The organism is Desulfosoma sp., from assembly GCA_037481875.1.
Taxonomy (GTDB): Bacteria; Desulfobacterota; Syntrophobacteria; order Syntrophobacterales; family DSM-9756; genus Desulfosoma.
Window position 1 is genome coordinate 21,385 of record JBBFKY010000014.1, and the last position, 22,085, is coordinate 43,469.

Consider the following 22,085-nt stretch of genomic DNA (forward strand, 5'->3'; position numbering starts at 1 on the left):
CTTAGGTGAGATCTTTGCCCTTTACGCCTCAAAGGTTATTCCGCCAAGCCAATTCCGCCGGCTGCAAACCGCCTTTTTTCTTCCTCATCCATCGGCCCAAGGGACAAGGGTTCTGTGGCAAGTCCCGGGACATAGTCAAAAAGGTCTTTCACGACAGCGGCCACTTTCCGGTACAGGAGGCGAAGCGGGATATCCACAGGGCAGGCTTCTTCGCACAAACCACAATCGACACACCGTCCCGCCATGTGTACGGCCCGCACCATATGGAACAGAGGGACTTCCACGGGAAGCCACCCTTTTTCCACCAGATTTTCATCGGCCAGGCTACAATCCTTGCAGACGCACACAGGGCAAATATCCCGACAGCCATAGCATTTGATGCATTTGTCAAATTCGTACGCCCAACGTGCGAAGCGTTCCTCGGGCTCCATTTCTTCTACAGCTTCTAAAGACGTTCCTTGATATATTCCCCACCGACTTTTTCCCGGCAGTTGCGGCGGTGCCTGAAGCGAAGAGCATTGCGGGCTTTGATGCAAAGGTGAAGGGCAACACTCCACCGTAATCATTCGCAGCCGTTCCGGTTCCAACTGCCGAAGCACGCCCAGCACGTTCACGGCTCTTTGTGTGCACCCACGCGCCAAAAGCCCGATCCGGACTTCCGGGTTCTGCGCTTGGATCTCCATCGCCATCTTTTCCAGAGGATATCGGGCGGAGCCCTCCACAAGTTCCTCCAGCTCCTCTAACCGCTCCCGATGAAATGCGTACGGAACAGGATGTCCCTCCACCAGGCGATATCCAAGGAAGACCTCAATTTCTCCACTTTCCAACCATGATCGAACGGTCTCCTTCATGGCTTGCTCCTTCGGCTCAGACGGCCTGGGCCAACGTTTCAATCCATCTTGCAGGCTCTTGGGTTTCCATCGGCCCATCCCTTCTCCAGCTCGGTTCTTCTGATTCCATCCTTTGACGGATCGGACTGGGGCCAAGAGCCCGAATGTGCTCCGTAAACTCTGTGATGACCCGAGCAAACTTTTGCCCCTCAGCCGAAGAAATCCACTCCAAACGAAGGCGTTCCTCCAGCCCAATGAAGCCGAGCAAGGCATTCAGAAACAGGAAACGTTTGAGCGTGGCATGATTTCCGTAAAGGTAGTGGCAGTCTCCCAAGTGACAGCCCCCTACCAAAACGCCGTCGGCACCGCTTTGAAACGCTCGAAGAATATAGTGAGGGGACACTCCGGCCGAACACATCACCCGAACGGGTCTGAGGGTCGCCGGGTAGCGAAATCGACTGACTCCCGCCAGGTCTGCGGCGCCATACGCACACCATGTGCACAAAAAGGCGACTATCTTCGGCTCAAAACGAGACTCTTTCATGGATTTTCCCCTCCCCTGCCAACACGTGGCCTTCCTTGGCGCACATCATTTCTTCACGCCGCCAAAGCCTGACGAATCTGGGCGTAAATCTGAGCGTGCGTAAAACCTTGAAGCGTCGCCGCCTCCGCCGGGCATGCCGCGGCACAGGCACCGCACCCCTTGCACAGGGCCGGAACCACTTCAGCAACCCTTTTCTCCGGGTGCACCTCAATAGCCCCAAAGGGGCAGACCCTGGGACAAATACCGCACCCTATGCATTTGTCAGGATCAATCCAGCTGACAACACCAGAAAGAACGATGCTGTCTCGGCTCAAAACCCTTAACGCCCGTGCCGCTGCCGCCTGTGCCTGCGCAACGGATTCTTCCACGGGTTTTGGATAATGAGCCATGCCGCACAGAAAGACTCCGTCCACGGCGAAATCTATGGGGCGAAGTTTTTGATGCGCTTCCAGAAACCATCCATCCCCGTCCATAGGAACCTTGAAAAGCTTGGCCAGTTCCGTGTCCCTATACGATTCGATTCCAGTGGCAAGGCACAGCACATCCACTTCAACCTCAATCGGTCGGCCTAAAATCGTATCCAGGACCTCAAGGCGGACACGGTCACCCACAGGAGCGACCTTCGGCTTTCCTGTCAATTGGTACCGGATAAAGAGCACGCCTTCTTGACGGGCTTTTTGATAGAGTTCCTCTCGGCGCCCGTAAGTCCTCATGTCTCGATAAAAGACGTAGATCTCCATATCCGGATTGAGCCGCTTCAAAGACAAGGCACTGCGCACGGTGTGAGTGCAGCAGACTTTGGAGCAATAAGGGCGGTCCGGTGTGCGCGAACCGACACATTGGATGAAGCCGACAGCTCGCGCATTCCTGAGGCGTGTCGAAGAATCTTTCAACAGAGCGTCCAATCCTAAGGAAGTGACCACTGCCGGATGCTCTCCGTACAGGTACTCCCGAGTAGAGGCTTCTCGAGCTCCGCTGGCGATCACCGCCACTCCGTGCTCCACATGGACATCCCGGCCGTTTTCTTGAATATGGCTTTTGAACTGCCCCACAAATCCTTCCACGTTCACCAAGGAAGCTTTTTTATGAATGACGATATTGGGATGGTTTTCTACGGAACGGATCAGGGATTCCACTAGAGGCGCCATGGGTTCTCCATTCCAGCCTTCATTGACTTTCAAAGCCCAACCGCCAAGTCGATCGGTTTTTTCCACCAGATGGACGGGAAACCCATGGTTCGCCAGCGTCAGAGCCGCCGTCATTCCTGCGATGCCTCCGCCGACAACCAGAGAGGATTTCGACACCGAAATATGCATTTCTTGAAGCGGCGAAAGCAGTCGAGCCTTGGCCACGGCCATGCGCACCATATCCTTGGCTTTGAGCGTAGCCGTGACCGGATCGTCGCTGTGGACCCAGGAATCCAGATTTCGAATATTGGCCATCTCCAGTAAAAACTTATTCAGCCCTGCTTGGATCAAGGTTTCTTGGAATAGACATTCATGAGTGCGTGGGGAACACGCCGCCACCACCACGCGATTGAGATTGCGTTCTCGAATCACTTCGGCCATGCGTTGTTGGCTGTCTTGGGAACATGTGAACAAGTTTTCTTCAGCATACACCACGCCCTCGAGCCCAGCTGCGTAACGGACGACTTCCGGAACGTCCACCACTCCTCCGATGTTGATGCCGCAACGACACACAAAGACACCGATACGAGGCCGCTCAAGCCTTACGTCCCGTTCCTTCGGTGGTTCTACGACACGGGTCATGGTATGGCGCACGGATGCCAAAGGAATCGTTGCTGCGGCCGCGGCGGCACTGGCTTCCATCACGGAAAGGGGAATATCCTTTGGTCCGTTAAACGCTCCGCAGACATAGATTCCCGGACGTGATGACGCCACCGGCATTCCCAGACTTGTTCTTGCAAAGCCGTTCCGGTCCAGGTCGATTCCCAGGCGCTGAGCCGTTTTGACGGCCTCTTCGCCTATTTTCAGCCCTACAGAAAGAACGATCAGATCGAACGTTTCCCGAATCACTTCTCCCTGTTCTGTAACGTAGTAAATCTCGAGATCTCCTCCGCTGCCGGGGACTTGTTCCACACTATGCACACGGCTGCGAATCAAACGCACACCATATTGTTCTTGGGCTCTCTGGGCATACCGATCAAAGTCCTTTCCTGGGGTGCGCATATCCATGAAGAAAATGGCCGTATCCAGGTCTTTTCCGATGTGTTCCTTGGCGATGACCGCTTCCTTGACGGCATACATGCAACAGACGGCCGAACAGTAAGCATGGTCGCAGTGATGAATGTCTCGAGAACCCACACACTGAAGCCACGCGATCTTTTTGGGTTCCTTGTGGTCCGAAGGCCGCACCACATGGCCCATGGTCGGCCCCGACGCCGAAAGCAGCCGCTCGAATTCCATGGCCGTCATGACGTTGGGCAATCGTTTGTAACCGTACGTGTCGTAAATGCTGGGATCAAAAGGTTCAAAACCGGGAGCCACAATCACGGCCCCAACCTGAAGTTCCTGAACATGTTCTTGATCCTCATGGACCACAGCGTCGGCCAAACAGGCATCCACACAGCGGTAACATTCCGAACATACGCCGCAGTCCAAGCATCTTTGAGCTTCCCGGCGTACCTGCTCTTCCGTGAATCCCAACTGCACTTCGTTAAAGTTTCCAAGGCGCTCCTTGGGGCTCAAGCGAGGCATGCGCTCTCGAGGTATCCGATCATAGCCTTCCGTCGGCACATTCTGGACCGCTTCCCAGCGCTTTTCTCGCCCTTGACGTAAATCTTCGCCGCGCAAAAACCGATCCATGGACACGGCGGCTTCCTTGCCGGCCGCAATGGCTTCAATGACCGTCCGTGGTCCCGTAACCGCATCACCTCCGGCAAAAATATCCGGATCGTCCGACTGCAAGGTCAGGGGATCCACCTTGATGGTTCGCCAATCACTCAAAGAGCAGGCACATTCCGGCGTGAGACACGACCAATCCGTCTCCTGCCCGATGGCGGCGATGACCGCGTCCACTTCCAGAATAAAATTGGACCCCTTCACTTCTACAGGCCGACGACGACCGCTCGCATCCGGTTCCCCAAGAGCCATCTTCACGCATTCGATGGCCTTGACCTTCCCGTTTTCCCCAATGATACGAACGGGATTGGTCAGGGTGAGAATCTCGATGCCTTCCTCATGGCATTCTTCAATCTCTTCCTCATTGGCAGGCATTTCCGCCAAACTGCGCCGATACACGATAAAAGGTTTCTTGGATCCCGTGCGCAGCGCCGTGCGGACACAGTCCATGGCCACATTGCCGCCGCCCACCACCGCCACGCGATCCCCAAGAAAGATTCGATTCCCCAGGTTCACTTCCCGCAAGAACTGAACCCCGGAATACACCCCTTCCAGATCTTCGCCTTCAATGCCCAGCTTCTTGCACTCATGGGCTCCGATGCCGATGAAAAACGCCTTGTAACCCTGCTCGCGCAACTGCCCGATGGTGAAGTCCTTCCCGATTTCCACTCCGGTTTTGAACTCCACCCCCATGTCACGAATCACCTGAATCTCCGCCTCGATGATATCCCGAGGCAGCCTATAGGCGGGAATACCTACCGTGAGCATCCCTCCCAGAACCGGAAGCTTCTCAAAGACCGTGACCCGGTAACCTTCCTGCGCCAAGTAATAGGCGCAGGTTAAACCCGCGGGGCCGGACCCGATAATGGCCACCTTTTCTTCCCGCTTTTGCTTGATTTCAGGAACAAACCGAGTTTCCGCCTTGAGATCCAAATCGGCGATGTAGCGCTTGATAAAGTCAATAGCCACCGGCTCATCCACTTTGCCCCGCATACAGGCGGTCTCACAGGGATGATGGCACACACGCCCGCAGATAGCCGGCAAAGGATTATCCTTCTTGATCAGCTCCAAGGCTTCCCGGTACCGCCCCTGGGCCGCCAAGGCCACATAACCTTGAACCGAAATATGGGCGGGACAGGTGGCCTTGCACGGAGAAGTCCCACGCTTTTCAATGGCAAAGGCTCCCGGAACCGCTTGAGGGTAAAGGCGATAGGCCGCCCGCCGCTCGCTTAAACCCATGTCGAATTCGTTTTTCAGGGTCACGGGACACACACGGGCACATTCTCCACAGCCCGTGCATTTTTCCAGGTCGATGAAACGAGGTTTTCGGCGAACCTTGACCCGAAAATTTCCAGGCTCCCCGCTCAGTTCTTCCACTTCACTCAGGGTCAAAACCTCAATGTTTAAATGCCGGCCGACCTCGACCAGTTTGGGAGAGATAATTCACATGGCACAGTCATTGGTAGGAAACGTCTTGTCCAACTGGGCCATCGCACCCCCGATGGACGACGCTTTTTCCAGCAGGTAGACGTAAAAACCCGTGTCAGCGATGTCGAGGGCGGCTTGCATGCCTGCAACGCCGCCGCCGATCACCAACACGGCACCTCGAACTTTTCCGTCTTCACCCTCGTGCCTCATCTTCATTCCTCCCATATCTGGGGGAGAAGCTACCAGATCTCCATTTCCAGTCGCTTGAGGAGGAAGAGCAGTTCTTTCTGGGTCAGTTCACCGATATGCTCGTGAATCCACCGAATGTCGCCCGACAAAATGGCGGCTTTAGCCTCCGCCGAAAGTGTGTAATCCTGCAGAGCCTGAGATCCATGTTCCACAAGGGCTTTCCAGAACGCATCATCATCGGCCGCTCTGTTCAGAACCCGCATGACCTCGCGTCGCTCGATAAGTCTGTCCACATGCTCGGTGACCTTTTCAACGGGAGCACGCAGCAGTGCATCCAGCTTTTCCTTTAAAGCTTCATAAACAGCTTGTTTGAATTCATCCTCCGTGAAAGGCTTCGGTAAATACTCCCGAACCCCGATTTTCATGGCCTCGACCGCAGATTCTACGGAAGCATAACCTGTGATGACGATCACCTCCGTTTGAGGTTTGATCGACTTGACATGGCGGATTACATCCATGCCGTTCATGTCAGGGAGTTTCAGGTCGGCCACCAAAAGGTCAAAGGCTTTATCGTAGCATTTCTCCAAGGCAGTCTGACCCGTCATGGCCCAATCCACGTCGTAGCCTTCCTCCTCCAAAACCATGCGCAATCCCTTCGCCACATAAACCTCATCCTCCATCAGAAGGATATGCGGCGAAACCCTCGTGTCTTCCCGGACCAATTCTTCAACGGCGATCATGATCCTTCCTCCTTTCCCCTTGAATCCTTTCTTTGACTTCATTCCCCGTGTCCTTATCCGACCGACATGGGGGCAAGATTCATGCCCGAGGGAAGAAAGAAGAAAGGTCCCCTCAAATCCTTCTTAAAACGAGAAAATGCGTGCCGCTGCGCTTTTTGTTGCATCCCCGTTGTCCTTTGAAGGGCGCTTCGGTGTATGAGCCGTGATACGCGAAGAGGGGGTCCGCGCGGGAAAGTGCTTGATCTCTGCTGCTGAAATCAGCGTATATCGAAAGATACAGTGGATAGTTCCGAGGATCGATTCGTGTGCGCTTGAAGTCGAATCTTGTGTTTCTTCAGAAGCACCGAAAGATTGGATCGTTTCATGCCGATCTTTTGAGCCGCTTTACTGATGTTTCCTCCGGATTCCTCCAGAACTTTTTTCAAAAAGGCTTTTTCGATGCGTGCATAGGTTTCTTCCAGAAGCCGCTTTTTCATTTTTTTCAGATCATCCATGGTTTGAGGCAAACTTTCAACACCCCAACGTCCCGCCCCATGAATGTGATCCATCAGGTCCCACACATGAACAATCGGTTGATCCGCCATGATGACCAGACGTTCAACCACGTTTTTCAATTGCCGCACATTTCCCGGCCAAGGATGTTCCTTCAAAGCTTCCAGAGCATCTTCGGTAAATCCGTCGATTTTTTTTCCTGTTTTTCGGCAAAAGAGACGCAAGAAGTGATAAGCCAATCGAGGAATATCGTCTTTTCGTTCCCGCAGGGGCGGTAGCACAATGGGAAAAACGTTAAGCCTGTAGAAAAGGTCTTCGCGGAAGGTTCCTTCTTGGGTCATGGCTTTGAGGTCCCGGTTGGTGGCACAAATCACCCTGGTGTCCGTTGTCTTGAAGACGGTCGCCCCAACCGGCTTGTACTCCCGAACCTCCAGAACCCTTAAAAGCTTCCCCTGCGTTTCCAAGCTCAAGTTGGCGATATCGTCCAGAAACAGGGTGCCTCCATGAGCGGCTTCAAAAATACCCTTTTTGTCCTGAATAGCCCCTGTAAACGCCCCTTTCACGTGCCCAAAAAGTTCACTTTCCAGGAGCGTGGAAGACAAGGTGCTACAATCGACGGCAATAAACGGGCGGGTCGCTCTAGGGCTGTGGGCATGGATGGCACGGGCGAAGAGTTCTTTGCCCGTGCCGTGTTCCCCGCAAATGAGCACGGTGGTGTCCGTGGGAGCCACCCGCGCAACCTGATCGAAAACTTTAAGCATGGCAGGATCTTCACCGATAATATTGGCAAAACTGAAGCGATCCGCTATTTCTTTGCGCAGCCTTGCATTCTCTTCCACGAGTTTTCTTTTCTCGATGGCCCTTTCCACGCTCAGCACCAATTGATCTTCAAGAAAAGGTTTGCATAGGTAATCAAAAGCTCCAAGTTTCATGGCTTTGACGGCATTTTCCACCGTGGCATAGCCGGTCATGACGATGAAACATTCTCTTCGATTGTGCTTCTTCGCTTGTTGGAGAATCTCCATTCCTTCCCCATCGGGCAAACGAAGATCGAGGAGCACCACATCAAAGCTTTCCGCCGCAAGGGTTTCCTGGCCGCACCTTGCCGTGGAGCACACACGCACCTCATAGCCTCGTTCGCTCAGAACCATGCGACACCCTTCGCCAAGTCGCATCTCATCTTCGATAATCAGAATACGGCCCTTTTCCATAAACGGCTCCGTGCGCGCCTTCTACGAGCCATCGCTTCTGTGGAACGGAAGTTCGACGATGAAGCGGCTGCCTTGGCCGGGCTGGCTTTCCACCTTTATGATTCCTCCATGGTTGGAGACAATTCCATAAGAGACGGCCAATCCCAAGCCCGTGCCCTTCGGTTTCGTGGAAAAGAAAGGTTCAAAGATTTTCTCTCGAAGCTCCGGTGCCATTCCACACCCGGTATCCTCCACCGCAAGAAACTGAGCTTGCCCGTCTTCACACCATCCCGTGGTGACCGAAATTTTTCCCCCGCTTCCGATGGCTTCGACGGCATTCAGCAAAAGGTTGACGACCACCTGCTGTATTTGATTCACATCAAGCATCAGTTCCGGAAGGTTGGTATTCAATTTTTTTTCCACATGGATTTGATGCAATCGGCATTCATTTTCCAAAAGAGACAAAGCTCTTTCCACCAAGACGTTGAGCTTTGCTCTAACCTTGCTAGGCGCTCTGTCCCTGGCAAACTCGAGAAGATCCTGAATGATGCTTCGACACCGAATGGTCTCACTGATAATGATTTCCAAAGCCTCCTTGACAGGCTTAAGGTCACCGACCCTTTTCATGGCGTTGCTGCTGTAGAGCAGTATACTGGACAACGGATTGTTAATCTCATGGGCAATGCCGGCGGCCATGCGTCCTAACGCAGAGAGTTTTTCCGTCTGGAGAGCCAGACGTTCATATCGGCTTTCTTGCTCTTCAAAAAGTCGTGCTTTATCGATGGCACAGGCGCAAAGCTGCGCCACGGAGACGAGAAAATCCAACTCCTTTTCCGAAAATGTTCGCTTTTCTGAAAAAAGAACTCGAAGCACTCCCACCACATCTTCCCGAAGGATCAATGGTGCATCCAGCATCATAACGATGCCTTCATCGATAGCTTCTTGAGGATACTGAACCCGAGGATCGTTGAGAATATCATCAATAATAATGACCTTCTTTTTTCTACATAGTTCAGTAATCATTTTTCGGCTGGAAACATGCCCTTTAGTCAGGTATTTTTCACTCAGGCCGTACGCCGCATAGAGGTCCATTTGTTCGGTTTGAAGGTTCACGATTCGAAGAATGGCCCCTTTGGCTTTAAAGATGTCTGCAATCCGTTCTACTGCAAAGGCCATGACATCATTGACATTTGTCGCGGCGTGGACCACCGCCGCGAGATCACGAAAGGATTCGAAAAATGTTTCCGACGTAAGCGTTACTCCCATGTTCGAGGCTCCATTTTATGGGCCATAAAAGGCTTCAGCTTTTCGACCCGTTCAAGTTCACAGATCTCGTGGATTGTTGTGCCCGCAAAAACAGAGCTGATAGAGCAGGAGAACACCGGTCGAAGCGCACGTGGAATGGTCGGTGTTATGAGACTCCGGCGCCCAAACATTCAACTGTTCAACACGCTTTTGTGTTAAAGGATTTTAAACATCAGAAAAACCTAAGGTCAACATGCAGGCTTTAAGTTGATCCAACATTTGAAGTGGCATGTGTGCGATCACTCGAAGTGTTATGGGTTTTGCTAAGCGGGCGTCCATTTTTCTGGTTTAGAGTTCCCTGGGGCGGACAGAGGAGTCCGCCCCTACGGGTTACGGCAATTTTTCTTGGTCTTTCGGATGAAAGACTTTCCTGGAGCAGAGACGTGAATCCGCCCTTTAGGGGAGTTTTTCCTATGGGGGATGAATTAAGGGGCAGGCCCATGGGTCCGGCCCTGGCGGGTGAGGCGACTTTTCTTGGTCCTTTGGGTGAGATACTACCCTCGCGCGGACACATGCGTGTGTTCCCACGGGGGTTGATCTCACCGTGGGCGTCACATCGAAATCCGCTAAATCAGCGAATTTTCACTTTTCGAATGGGCATGGAAACGTCGGTTGATCCCGTTTTCAAGGGGCTTTTAAGGTGTCTGAAGAAAGCCCTTTAGAAAACGGGCGACCTCTTCCTTTGAGGGAAATTCCATGTGAACGAGAGCCTTTCCTTCCAGGGCGGCACGAAACCGTTCGCCGAAAAGCTGGCGTCTTGGGCCGCGAAAGATCACCCCGGTAACAAAGCGACCGTCCGCTTCGCAAAGCAGTCTAAGGGCCGCTGCCTTATCTGTCGGGTCATGGTCTGGAGCCACAGGGCGTAGCCTCTCCCTGTACCAACTGACCGGATAACGTCCCCATGTGATGCATGGCTGAATCACTTCCACCACGGAAAGACCCGGACACCGAATGGCTTTCACCAGCAAGTCCTTGAGTTGATCCGGATCCGCCGCAAACCCTCTGGCCACAAAAGCGGCGTCGTGCAACACGGCCACTGCCGGCATGTTCAGCGGCCAAGCTTCCACGCCGTGCACCTGAAGGCTTCGCACCTCGCCCGGAGGTGTGGTGGGTGAAGCTTGCCCCTTGGTCAGCGCATAGATCTCGTTGTTATGCACCACGACCGTGATATTGGGATTGCGTCGCAAGGCATGAAGGAAATGATTGCCACCCTCCCCGTAGCAGTCTCCTTCACCGGTGGTCACTACCGTGATCAGTTCCGGGTTTGCGGCATGGATTCCCAAAGCCACCGGGATGGCTCGACCATGAAGCCCGTTAAAGAAATGGCATTGGACATAATGGGGAAGCTTGGCCGCCTGCCCGATGCCTGAAACGAGGCATACCTGGTGAGGTTCCAGCTGCAAGTCCAAGAAAGCCTTTTTGACGGCGGTCAGAATACCGAAATTGGGGCATCCTGGACACCATTGAATTTCCACGTCGTCCTTAAAGGGATCAAACCTGTTCATGGTAGGCCCTTTCAATATATTGCGCGGTGAGAGGCAATCCGTCGCTTCGAAGAATGTGACCGGAAAAGCTGATACCGAAACCCTGTCTTAACAGGGAAGCCAGTTGAGCCGTGGCGTTGTTTTCCACCGTCCAAAGCCGGACTCCTTGGGGGAAAGACACGGGCGCCAAGGGCCATAGTTCGGTCCAGTGAAGCATCCCCACCGAAATACCTTCCTTTCGAAGCGTGTCTACGGCTTCCACAACCGCGCCTCGCGCGGATCCCCAGGAACAGAAAATTTCTTGAGCGTCTTCCACGCGATAGGCTTCAGAAGGTTCCATGACTCGACGCAAGTGCTCCATTTTTCGGAGTCTTTTCCCGACCATCATGGGAACTGTTTGGGCGAGATCTTCGGTAATATGCCCCCATTCGTCATGTTCGTCGCTGTCCGCCGAGACCAAATGGGGGCCGAACCCTGGAACGAGTCGAGGGGAAATACCGTCCTCTGTGACGGCGTAGCGTTGATAGCTTGTTAGGGTTTTCGGGTTGGCAAGAAAAGATTCCGGCTTACTTCGATCAATTTCAAAGTCCGTTATGGAAAAGCGCGAATCGGCCAGAAATTGATCGCTCATGACGATCACCGGAATCTGAAACCTATCGGCCAGGTTAAAAGCTCTTACCATTTTATGAAAGGCGTCCTTAGGATCCGCCGGGGCCAACACCGCCTTGGCAAATTCTCCATGACCGGCATGAACGGCAAATAACAGATCCCCTTGAGCGGTTCGAGTGGGAAGTCCCGTGGCTGGCCCCGGTCTTTGCGCCAAAACAATCACCACCGGCACTTCCACCATGCCGGAAAGACTGATGCCTTCCACCATTAGAGCGAATCCTCCCCCGGATGTGGCTGTCATGGCCCGCACGCCGGCAAAACTGGCTCCAAGCGCCATGTTGATGGCCGCGATTTCATCTTCGGCCTGTTCGCAAAAAATGCCCAGCTCTAGAGATCGTTTGGCCAGAAAGGTGATCACACCGGTAGCCGGCGTCATGGGATATCCGGCGATGAAACGACATCCCGCCCTCACCGCTCCCATGGGAAGAGCTTCATTGCCCGTCACCAGATAAAAAGAGGCATCTCTTTTGGGAAAGGACCAGGGGCAGACATTTAGGCAGGCGCTCTGAGCCGTAGCATAACCCAACCGGGCCGCCTTTTGGTTGGCTTCCACCACTTCCGAACCCTTGGCGCCGAACTCCCGAGACAGAACCCCTTCCAGCGCCTCCTCTTCCATGCCCAAGACTCCCGCCAAGGCTCCCACAGCGATGGTGTTGGCATAGATGGTCCGCCCCAGTTGTTCCTTGGCCATGGTTTTCCAAGGCATGACCATGGCATTGTCTTCGTAAGCTTCTTCCGCCAGTAAAATACCGCCTTTTTTCAGTCGTCCCGCGTTTTTTTCATAGGCCCCTTTGTTAAGGCACAGGAGAATGTCCGCTTCCATCGTCGGGGCGTTGCACGGGGTTTCTCGAACCCGTAAGGAATACGTGTTTTGTCCGCCTCGAATCCGGGATTCATACTCCTGCCAGGCAAAGACGGCATAACCATGAGCGGAGACCGCCTGGGCCAGCACGTCCCCGATGGTTTGAACCCCTTCCCCGGCGCTACCAGCCACCACAATGGTGCAATCGTTCATGATTCACTCCTGAGGTATCGAAAAGGTCGATTTTCGGCTTGACCAGACTTTCTTTTTTTTCACTCTTCACGTCAAGGCTCATCGTACCAGGATGTGCCGGAAAAGCTTTGGTCTCAACCACTCTTTGAAATCCACTTTGGTACACGGACGGGAAGGCAAGACAAATCCGGTCTATAGGGTTGCCGCCGCAGAGAGTGTCCAAAAGTCGCTGTTTTCCGGGAGCGTGGGCGTCCCGCATGCATGAGGAGCCTGGTGGGAATCGATCGTTCGAGGAAGCCATGGTCTTTTTTCTCTACCGGCCAAGCCTGAAGGTTTCTTTTGACACCCCATCTGTTTGGGCGGACCTGTGTGTCCGCCCCAAAGGGTTCGGCGTGTCTAAACGGCCTGGGGGCGGACACATGGGGCCGCTTCTACGAGAGTGACCGACAATTTATCTTTGGAAACGGGGAAGTTCCGCGTACATAAACGCCCGGTCAGAGGCTCGAGCTTCCAGGAAAACAAACGTCTTGCGGCGTAAGGGCGAGGCGGCGCCTGCCCCTGCCTTCAAAAGCCATCAAGAGACGTAGGTATCTCAAACTCTCGAGAAGGCTTCCAGAAACAGACCCAGTTTCACACATGTAAGGGCGAGGCAATGGCTCACTTTTACCGTGTGGCATCCGATGCATCACATTTCCGCGTTTTTCGATGAGCTCTTAGCCGACTCTTTTGAGGAATCGTCAAAAGATGCTAAAGGTTTCCCTGGAGGTTGAGGGGGCGAGTCGGCATGTAAAACCGGCACGTGATTGTAAGGGCTTTCTTACTTCAATCTAAGCGAACTGAACATTTGAGGGTTCATGGGAGGCGCGGCATGGATGTTTATCACGGTGCCTTTTTCGGGGTCGGATTTCTGCTGGGTGGATTGATCTTCTGGTTTGTAGGGACGGCTCAGACACGAAAGTCTTTCAAGGTGTCCTTGGAAGCGCTGGAACAAAGGGCCCAGCAAGCGGAAAATCGAGTTGCCTTGCTGGAAGGCTCCGCAGTGGAACTTCGCGCTCAGGGCCAAAAGCTTCAAGAGGAGGCAACGGTGCTTCAAAAGGAACTAACGGCTGAACGTACGGCACGGGTTCAAGCAGAAACCCAGCTGGCCGAAACCCAGCGACGTCTGGAGGAAGAAAAAGCTCTTCTTGCCGAAGCCAAAATGCAGCTTACAGACACCTTCAAATCCCTGGCAGGGGATACGCTGCAGCACAGTTCTCGAGCTTTTCTGCAGCTGGCTAAAGAGACTTTGGAAAAGGTTTTGGCTGAGGCACGGGGAGATTTCGGGCAACGTCAAGAGGCCATTCAGGGTTTGGTAAAGCCGCTTGGAGATGTGCTGGTGAAATTTGAAGAACAGCTTCGATCCATTGAAAAAGATCGCCTGGAGGCATATTCGGGTCTTTTAAAACATCTCAAGCTCCTGTCCGAAGGGCATCAGAGCTTGCAAAAGGAGACTGCCAACCTTGTCAACGCCTTACGTAAGCCTCATGTGGTGGGTCGATGGGGGGAAGTGACTCTACGTCGTGCGGTGGAATTGGCCGGTCTTACCAAAGAGTGCGATTTTTCAGAGCAAGTGAGTGCCGGCGGTGAAGAGGGGCGCCTGAGGCCGGATCTCATAGTCCATTTGCCCTCAGGTCGAGACATCATCGTGGATGCCAAAGTCTCTCTGGAAGCTTACCTGGATGCCGTAGCTGCCGACAATCCTGACAAACAGCAGGAGGCCCTCAAGAGGCACGCCGCTCAGATACGGAGTCACATAAACACTTTAGCCGACAAGCGCTATTGGAAACAGTTTGATCAAGCTCCGGAATTTGTCGTCATGTTCATTTCGGGAGAGGCGTTTTTCAGTGCTGCGGTAAGTGTTGATGGAAACCTTATGGAGGAAGCTTTGACCAAAAAGGTGATTCCAGCCACACCGACCACACTCATCGCTTTACTGAGATCCGTCGCTTATGGATGGCGCCAGGAAAAAATGGCTAGAAACGCTCAAGCAATCTGTGAACTTGGCAAGCAGCTCTACGAACGCATCAAGACTTTCGCGGACCGTCTGGACGATGTGGGCCGTAACCTAGAAAGAGCAAACAAAGCCTACAACGCCGCCGTCGGATCCTATGAAAGCCGTGTCCTGCCTACAGCGCGAAGGTTACAGGAATTGGGCGCAGCGGCAGAAGCGCCGCTGCCCGACCTTCGTCATGTTCAAGAGGTTCCTCGATCCCTCATAGCTTCCTGGGAAATCGACGAAACATAAGGCAGTAGACGGGTGCGCCACCATGCCTAACTTTTTTGGACGTATCCGGCGGCAAAAGCTGCCGCGATACCCAAGGAGATTTCTATGAGTGCGAAGGAAAGCCGAAGAAGGTGCCCGATCACAGCGGGAATGACCGGCAACCCAAGCCGGATGGTGGAGGGGTGCACGCATGCTCCATAAGAGGACCTTGGTTTCGAAGTGACTTTCAATGCCCGGTTTCGATAGGGCTCACGGGGTCTCACAAGGGTAAAACCACAATTTGCAACGCCAGAGGGGGTCGTCTTCCAGAAAAGCGTGCGTTATGATCCATGGTAAATTTCGGCTTGAAACGGTGAAAGGACAGCCTTGGTCAGCACCACGAAAGAGACGCCGATGGAGGTGAACCATGATGATTCAGATCCGAGAGGGAATGAGTCGCCGCACGTTTGTTCAGGGTGTCACGCTGGGAGCCGCCCTGCTGGCTATGCCGGGTGCGATCAGGCCCGTTATGGCCCAGGCGGGCGGTAAGGGTTCGGCTTGGGACGTGCCTCCTTTGCCGTATGAGGAATGCGCCCTGGAACCCTATCTTTCCGCCAAAACCCTGTCTTTTCATTTCGGGAAACATCATCAAGGCTATGCCTCGAAGCTCAAGGAATTGGTGCAAGGAACCCCTTTTGCGGCCATGAGCCTGGAAGACATCATAAAAACCACGGCGGGCCAAGCGAATCATCAGGCCATCTTTAACAATGCGGCCCAAGTCTGGAACCATACCTTTTACTGGCGAAGCATGAAGCCTAAGGGTGGGGGAGAACCCGAAGTGGCTTTGATGCAAAGGTTTATTAAGGATTTCGGAAGTTTTCAGGCATTTAAAGAACAGCTTCGCACCGCCGCTTTGGGGGTGTTCGGCAGCGGCTGGGCATGGCTTGTGGAGGATGGCGGCGTTCTGAAGATTGTCCAAACTTCCAACGCGGACACCCCCATCGCTCACGGGCAAAAGCCCTTGCTCACCATCGATGTTTGGGAACATGCCTATTACCTGGATTACCAAAACCGTCGAACGGACTATGTTCAGGCCTTTCTGGAACACTTGGTGGACTGGTCCTTTGTGGAAAAAAACCTCACTTCCGCTTGATGGACTTTAGACCCGAACCTTTGGGATCCCAAAAAAGAGCCGCTGCGGCACGGTCGATTCCGCCAACACAAAGAGAACTCGAAACGAAGAAGCCTACGTGGACAAGGCTTGGGTATTGGAACACCCAAGCCTTGAGTAGGGATAGGTTGAGGTTCATGGTTTAACGGCTATGCCTGACCGCCAGACTCCATGCGTCGGCTTGACATCAATCGATCGGGACTTCATAGTGGTTGCCATCGAGCACGAAAGGGCCTCGAGGCCTTGGTTGAGGAAAGTGACGATCTTTTTGAGGCCAACGTGGACACATCAAGCCGAAGAAATTCGTGGGGGACTTTGAGGAGGGATGATACATGCTGAAGGCGGCCTTTGTGGTGGCACGGGATATTCCCGATTTGTGGTATCAGCTTGTGCGCAAGGCTGTGGAAGAAGGCCGCGAGTACAAGGTCGAAAGGGGAAGTACACCCACGAAGCGTTGGGAACTGGATTTCGTTTCCGCTCAGATCACGCACCCGGGGACACGCCCTCTGGAACCCGATATTCCACCCGGGCTGGGAATTCCCAACCCTGTGGAACCGGGCTATGCGGAGAAGTATCTTCCTTACTACATGACGGATGTGGCCCAGCCCGGAGAACATTACACGTACGGGCAGGATTTGGCGTGGCAGATCGAATGGGTTATCGATTACTACCGTAAAAACGGGCCGGGCACCAAGCACTGTTACATGACCGTGGGACGTCCCGAAAGCCTGTTCTTTTATGACGAATCCGTGGACTACGAAGAAGTGATACGCGTGGCCGACCGAGCTACGGGAAAGGTCCTGAGCACGCGTAGAATTTCCAACGAATTCAACAGAAAGGAACCTGGAACAACCCAATGCCTACGAGGTGTGGACACGGCCATAAAATACGGCAAGCTGCATTTCAGCCTTCATTTTCGCAGCTGGAACCTGTGGAACGGACTTCCGGCCAATCTAGCCTGCCTGCAGTTGGTCAAAGAATACATGGCCCAGCAAATCGGCGTCGAAGACGGTGAGATGTTCGTCACGTGCCTGAAACTGGGCCTGGCGGAAGCCTACTTTGACCTGGCGCGGCTGCGCCTTTACCTCAACACGCCTCGAGAAACGTCTTAACCCAGCCGCACCGCCGTGCCGCTGACACTCACCATGAGCATGCCGTTTTTTTCGCCAAGCACCTCATAATCGATGTCGACCCCGACAACCGCGTCCGCCCCTAAACTCAGAGCGGATGCCTTCAACTCTTCAAAGGCCGTCTCACGCGCCTTGCGCAATTCTTTTTCGTAAGCCGCCGACCGTCCACCTACGATGTCGCGAATACCGGCGAAAAAATCCCGAAAAACGTTGGCCCCCATGATGGCTTCGCCCGTAACGATGCCTAGATAGGCCGTGATCTTGCGCCCTTCCACATTGGGAGTCGTGGTGAGAATCATGGGAAAAACCTCCGTTCGATTGGGGTTGCTCTGCCTGTCTTTCTTGGTTATTTTGCTTCGTAGAAAATCGAGTTGAGGAAGACAAGAGGTTTTCGATTTCTGAACAAAGATTCTTGGGGTGAGAGGGAAAAAGTAGAAACATGAATCGGAAGGGCATACTTATTCTGTGCGTTTTGTTTGTCTTGGGTTTTTTCCTATGGAACCTTTGGGCTGATGTGGCGGAAGCGGCACGGTTCGGGGGAGGAAAATCTTTCGGAAGCCGTCCCAGTTATCAGCGGAGTGCTCCAGCGCCTTCCACGCCTTACGGCACCCCCAAAAGGGATAGCGGATTAACCAGCCGTGAAACCGTGCCTGGATCGCCTCTAGGATCGGCGGGCCGTTCCTGGGGAGGGATGCTGGGAGGCCTCCTTTTGGGAGGGCTTATTGGATCCCTTCTCTTCGGTGGAGCTCATGCCTGGGGTGGGCCTAGTCTTTTGGATCTTCTTGTGATCGGCGGCGGGCTGTTTCTTCTGTTTCGGTTTTTGAAAGCGAGGCGCCTGGCGACGTCATCGGCTACAGGTTTTAACCTATCCGGCTCACCCACATGGCCCGGCGCCGGAACGACTTCAGAAGCCGAGGAAAACGAAGACTTTATGCGCAAGACGGAACCGAGCCCGGCAGGGCGGGCGTTTCCCGAAGATTTTGATACTCAGGGGTTTATAGAAAAAGCCAAAAACCTTTATGTGCAGCTGCAGGAAGCCTGGGATCGGAGGGACCTCAAGACCATTCGGTCTTTGGTTTCGCCCGAAGTTTTTGAAGAAATTCAGCGTCAAGCCCAGGAGGACCCTCAGCCGAGCCACACACACCTTTTGTGGATTCAACCTGAGCTCTTGGAGGTTCGGGATATGGACGGCCATACGGTGGCTTCGGTGCTCTTTGACGTGATGATGAGGGAAACGGACGAGGAAATGGCCAAACAGGTTCGTGAGTTGTGGCACTTTCGGCGCCAGGGGACTCCGGATGCCTGGATTGTGGAAGGATTGCAGCAGGTGGCCGGGTAGTTCTCCGTTTGTCGTTCGATTTCGATTCTCAGTAAGCCTAAAAAGGCCCTCGGCATGGCTCGGTGCCGAGGGCTTTTTGCGTGATGAAAAATTTGTTTTCCTTCCCGTTGTCCTCGCACTAGGCAGGACATGACCCTCTCTGCTATAGTCTCCCGCCGAACTTCGGGCCTTCGGCCTGTTTCTTCAGTATTGCTTACATATCTTTCAACCCAGGATCGGAAAGGAGGTTTTCCCATGCCCAGAAGACAGGACATTCACAAGGTGTTGATTATCGGGTCGGGACCCATTGTCATCGGTCAAGCGTGCGAATTTGACTATTCGGGAACCCAGGCCTGTAAAGCCTTACGGAAGCTTGGTTACGAGATCGTGTTAGTGAATTCCAATCCCGCCACCATCATGACGGACCCAGGTATGGCTGATGTGACCTACCTGGAACCGCTTACGGTGGAATATCTGGAAAAGATTATTGCCAAGGAACGACCCGATGCGGTTCTGCCCAACCTAGGCGGTCAGACGGGTTTGAACCTCACGGCTCAGCTTCATCGACAGGGTATTCTGGATCGTTACGGAGTGCGCATCATCGGTGTGCAGGCTGATGCCATTGAACGTGGAGAAGACCGAATCGCCTTTAAGGAAACCATGAATCGTTTGGGGATTGAAATGCCTCGAAGCCGACCGGCGTTCAGTGTGCAGGAGGCGGAAGAGATCGCATCTGAATTAGGCTATCCGGTGGTCATTCGACCGGCCTACACCTTGGGCGGCACTGGAGGCGGCTTGGTCTACAATGTGGAAGAATTGCGTACCGTGGCCGGCCGTGGACTCGCCGCCAGTATGGTCGGGCAGATTCTTGTGGAAGAATCGGTGTTGGGCTGGGAGGAACTGGAGCTGGAAGTGGTCCGTGACAGCAAGGGTCAGTGCATCACCGTGTGTTTTATTGAAAATGTGGACGCCATGGGCGTGCATACGGGCGATTCCTTTTGCACGGCCCCCATGCTGACCATTGACCCGGCCCTGCAGAGACGCTTGCAGGAGGCAAGCTATGCCATTGTGCAAGCCATCGAAGTGATCGGTGGCACCAATATTCAATTTGCGCACGACCCTAAGACGGGCCGCGTGGTGGTCATCGAAATCAACCCGAGAACATCCAGATCATCGGCACTGGCGTCCAAAGCCACCGGATTTCCTATCGCCCTGATTTCGGCCATGTTGGCCGCCGGGGTCACTTTGGACGAAATTCCCTACTGGAAGGAAGGCACTCTGGAAAAATACGCCCCCTGGGGGGATTACGTCGTGGTCAAGTTTGCTCGATGGGCCTTTGAAAAGTTCCCTGGATCCTTGGACAAACTGGGGACTCAGATGCGGGCCGTGGGCGAAGTGATGAGTATCGGCAAGAATTTCAAGGAAGCTTTTCAGAAAGCGGTGCGATCTCTGGAAATCGGCCGTTATGGTCTGGGATTTGCTCGAGACTTTCATACCAAGACCCTGGAAGAACTCCTGGCCATGCTAGGGGAACCCAGCAGCGAAAGATATTTCCTTATCTACGAAGCTTTGCGCCGAGGGGCGGACATTCAAACCCTTTATGAAAAGACCCATGTCAAACCCTATTTTCTGGAACAGATTCGGGAATTGGTGCTTTTGGAAGAAGAGATCCTTTCCTATCGAGGAAAGGACCTTCCGGCAGAGCTGCTACGCCGCGCCAAACAGGACGGCTTCAGTGATCGTTACCTGGCAAAGCTCTTGAACATTCCCGAAACGACTATTCGAGCACGACGCAAAGAATTGGGGATCGTTCAGGGTTGGCAGATTCTTCCCGTAAGCGGCGTGGAAAACGCCGCATATTACTATTCCACGTACAACGCGCCCGATCAGGTCCAAACCAGTGACCGGCCTAAGGTCATGGTGCTTGGAGGAGGCCCCAACCGCATCGGCCAGGGTATTGAGTTCGACTACTGTTGTGTCCATGCGGCCTTTGCTCTGCGGGATTTGGGTTATGAAACCATCATGGTCAACTGCAATCCCGAAACGGTCTCCACGGATTATGACACCTCGGACAAGTTGTACTTTGAACCTGTCACCGTTGAAGACGTGCTGGCCATTTATGAAAAGGAAAAACCCATCGGGGTTGTGGTTCAGTTTGGTGGACAAACACCGCTCAATATCGCTCGAGAGCTGGCCGAAGCGGGCGTGAACATTTTGGGGACGTCTCCCGAGGCCATCGACTTGGCGGAAGATCGAGACCGTTTTCGAAAGCGTATGGAAACCCTAGGTATTCCCATGCCGGAGTCGGGCATGGCCGCCACCTTGGAAGAAGCCTTGGAAGTCGCCAAACGTATCGGATACCCTCTGATGGTTCGGCCGTCCTATGTGTTGGGAGGGCGAGGTATGGAAGTGGTCTACGATGAGGAGATGCTTCGCGAATACGTGTTGGCGGCCGTGGGGGTAACACCGGATCGCCCCATCCTCATCGATCGTTTTTTGGAAGACGCCATCGAGGCGGAAGCCGACGCCCTTGCCGATGGAAAAGACGCCTTTGTGCCGGCGGTTATGGAACATATTGAAAGGGCCGGCATTCATTCCGGAGATTCCGCGTGCGTCATTCCTCCTATCAGCATTCCCACTCGTCATGTGGAAACCATTCGAGAATACACCCGACGCATCGCCATTGAGCTCAATGTCGTCGGGCTTATGAACATTCAGTACGCCATCGCCAAAGACAAGGTTTACGTGTTGGAAGCCAACCCTCGTGCCTCCCGAACGGTGCCTTTGGTGTCCAAGGTGTGTAACGTTCCCATGGCCCGCCTGGCGACACAGATTATGCTGGGCAAATCCTTGGCGGAATTGGGCCTTTCTTCGACGCGCATCCTGACCCATTTCGGGGTTAAAGAATCCGTCTTTCCTTTCAACATGTTTCCGGAAGTGGATCCAGTGCTGGGCCCCGAAATGCGCTCGACGGGCGAAGTGTTGGGTTTGGCGGAATCCTTTGGGCTGGCCTTTTTTAAAGCGGAGGATGCGGCGATGCAACGCTTGCCTGAAGACGGCTGTGTGCTCTTTACCGTCACCGATAAAGACAAGCCGGCCGCCTTGGAAGTGGCCAAGAGATTTCATCAGATGGGGTTCCGTATTCGCGCCACACGCGGCACTTATCGCTTCTTTAAGGAAAACGGGCTCCCCTGCGAACCAATCGACAAAATGCACGAAGGACGTCCTAACATCGTGGATGCCGTGAAAAACGGTGAAATTCAGCTGGTTGTCAACACACCCAGCGGACGACGCAGTGAACATGACGATTCTTACATTCGCAAGGCCGCCGTGAAATTCAAGGTGCCGTATATCACGACCATTGCGGCGGCCGAAGCGGCGGCACGAGGAATCGAGGCGTGGCGCCGTGGACACGGTGAGGTGAAATCGCTTCAGGAATACCATGCGGCCATTCGATGATCCTTGAGCCGGTCTTAGGCTGAACACGCACGGAGACGG

15 protein-coding genes are annotated in these 22,085 nt (G+C 53.8%); 5 read left to right on the forward strand and 10 right to left on the reverse strand.

The window, feature by feature from the left end:
* Positions 1–35: 35 nt before the first annotated feature.
* From WHS46_14165 to WHS46_14200, 8 genes are all read right to left on the reverse strand, one after another.
* Positions 36–851 carry a 4Fe-4S binding protein gene (locus tag WHS46_14165; protein ID MEJ5349822.1) on the reverse strand — a complete coding sequence of 272 codons (816 nt, stop codon included), beginning with the start codon at positions 849–851 and terminating at the stop codon, positions 36–38.
* Positions 852–867: 16 nt separating this feature from the next.
* Positions 868–1,374 (reverse strand): hydrogenase iron-sulfur subunit, encoded by a 507-nt coding sequence (locus WHS46_14170; GenBank protein MEJ5349823.1) that lies wholly within the window; start codon positions 1,372–1,374, stop codon positions 868–870.
* A 53-nt stretch (positions 1,375–1,427) separates the two neighbouring features.
* Complete coding sequence (locus tag WHS46_14175; GenBank protein ID MEJ5349824.1) at positions 1,428–5,873, reverse strand: NAD(P)-binding protein; 4,446 nt, start codon at positions 5,871–5,873, stop codon at positions 1,428–1,430.
* A gap of 29 nt (positions 5,874–5,902) precedes the next feature.
* Positions 5,903–6,592, reverse strand: coding sequence for a response regulator (locus WHS46_14180; GenBank protein ID MEJ5349825.1), 690 nt, complete (start codon positions 6,590–6,592; stop codon positions 5,903–5,905).
* Positions 6,593–6,849: 257 nt separating this feature from the next.
* Positions 6,850–8,295, reverse strand: a complete 1,446-nt coding sequence (locus WHS46_14185; GenBank protein MEJ5349826.1) for a sigma-54 dependent transcriptional regulator — start codon at positions 8,293–8,295, stop codon at positions 6,850–6,852.
* Positions 8,296–8,316: 21 nt separating this feature from the next.
* Positions 8,317–9,540, reverse strand: coding sequence for an ATP-binding protein (locus WHS46_14190; GenBank protein MEJ5349827.1), 1,224 nt, complete (start codon positions 9,538–9,540; stop codon positions 8,317–8,319).
* A 674-nt stretch (positions 9,541–10,214) separates the two neighbouring features.
* Positions 10,215–11,084 (reverse strand): thiamine pyrophosphate-dependent enzyme, encoded by an 870-nt coding sequence (locus tag WHS46_14195; GenBank protein MEJ5349828.1) that lies wholly within the window; start codon positions 11,082–11,084, stop codon positions 10,215–10,217.
* The gene (locus tag WHS46_14200) at positions 11,071–12,747 is read right to left on the reverse strand and encodes a 2-oxoacid:acceptor oxidoreductase subunit alpha (protein MEJ5349829.1); all 1,677 of its coding nucleotides are present in this window, start codon (positions 12,745–12,747) and stop codon (positions 11,071–11,073) included. The genes WHS46_14195 and WHS46_14200 overlap by 14 nt, the downstream gene beginning before the upstream one ends.
* Before the next feature lie 847 nt (positions 12,748–13,594).
* Between WHS46_14200 and rmuC the strand changes: the two genes are divergently transcribed.
* The gene (rmuC, locus tag WHS46_14205; GenBank protein MEJ5349830.1) at positions 13,595–15,010 is read left to right on the forward strand and encodes a DNA recombination protein RmuC; all 1,416 of its coding nucleotides are present in this window, start codon (positions 13,595–13,597) and stop codon (positions 15,008–15,010) included.
* Positions 15,011–15,036: 26 nt separating this feature from the next.
* Here rmuC and WHS46_14210 read toward each other — a convergent pair whose 3' ends face one another.
* Positions 15,037–15,177: a hypothetical protein gene (locus WHS46_14210; GenBank protein MEJ5349831.1), complete on the reverse strand. Its 141-nt coding sequence runs from the start codon at positions 15,175–15,177 to the stop codon at positions 15,037–15,039.
* Between the two features lie 218 nt (positions 15,178–15,395).
* Here WHS46_14210 and WHS46_14215 point away from each other — a divergent pair, with 218 nt between their 5' ends.
* Positions 15,396–16,121, forward strand: a complete 726-nt coding sequence (locus WHS46_14215) for a superoxide dismutase (protein ID MEJ5349832.1) — start codon at positions 15,396–15,398, stop codon at positions 16,119–16,121.
* 350 nt (positions 16,122–16,471) lie between these two features.
* Positions 16,472–17,251, forward strand: a complete 780-nt coding sequence (locus WHS46_14220; protein MEJ5349833.1) for a hypothetical protein — start codon at positions 16,472–16,474, stop codon at positions 17,249–17,251.
* On the opposite strand, the gene WHS46_14225 is transcribed toward WHS46_14220, so the two are convergent.
* A complete protein-coding gene (locus WHS46_14225) occupies positions 17,248–17,568 on the reverse strand; it encodes a heavy metal-binding domain-containing protein (GenBank protein ID MEJ5349834.1) in 321 nt (106 codons plus the stop codon). The genes WHS46_14220 and WHS46_14225 overlap by 4 nt on opposite strands.
* A gap of 140 nt (positions 17,569–17,708) precedes the next feature.
* Here WHS46_14225 and WHS46_14230 point away from each other — a divergent pair, with 140 nt between their 5' ends.
* Positions 17,709–18,608 (forward strand): Tim44-like domain-containing protein, encoded by a 900-nt coding sequence (locus WHS46_14230; protein MEJ5349835.1) that lies wholly within the window; start codon positions 17,709–17,711, stop codon positions 18,606–18,608.
* A gap of 234 nt (positions 18,609–18,842) precedes the next feature.
* Positions 18,843–22,046, forward strand: coding sequence for a carbamoyl-phosphate synthase large subunit (gene carB / locus WHS46_14235; protein ID MEJ5349836.1), 3,204 nt, complete (start codon positions 18,843–18,845; stop codon positions 22,044–22,046).
* Positions 22,047–22,085: the final 39 nt, after the last annotated feature.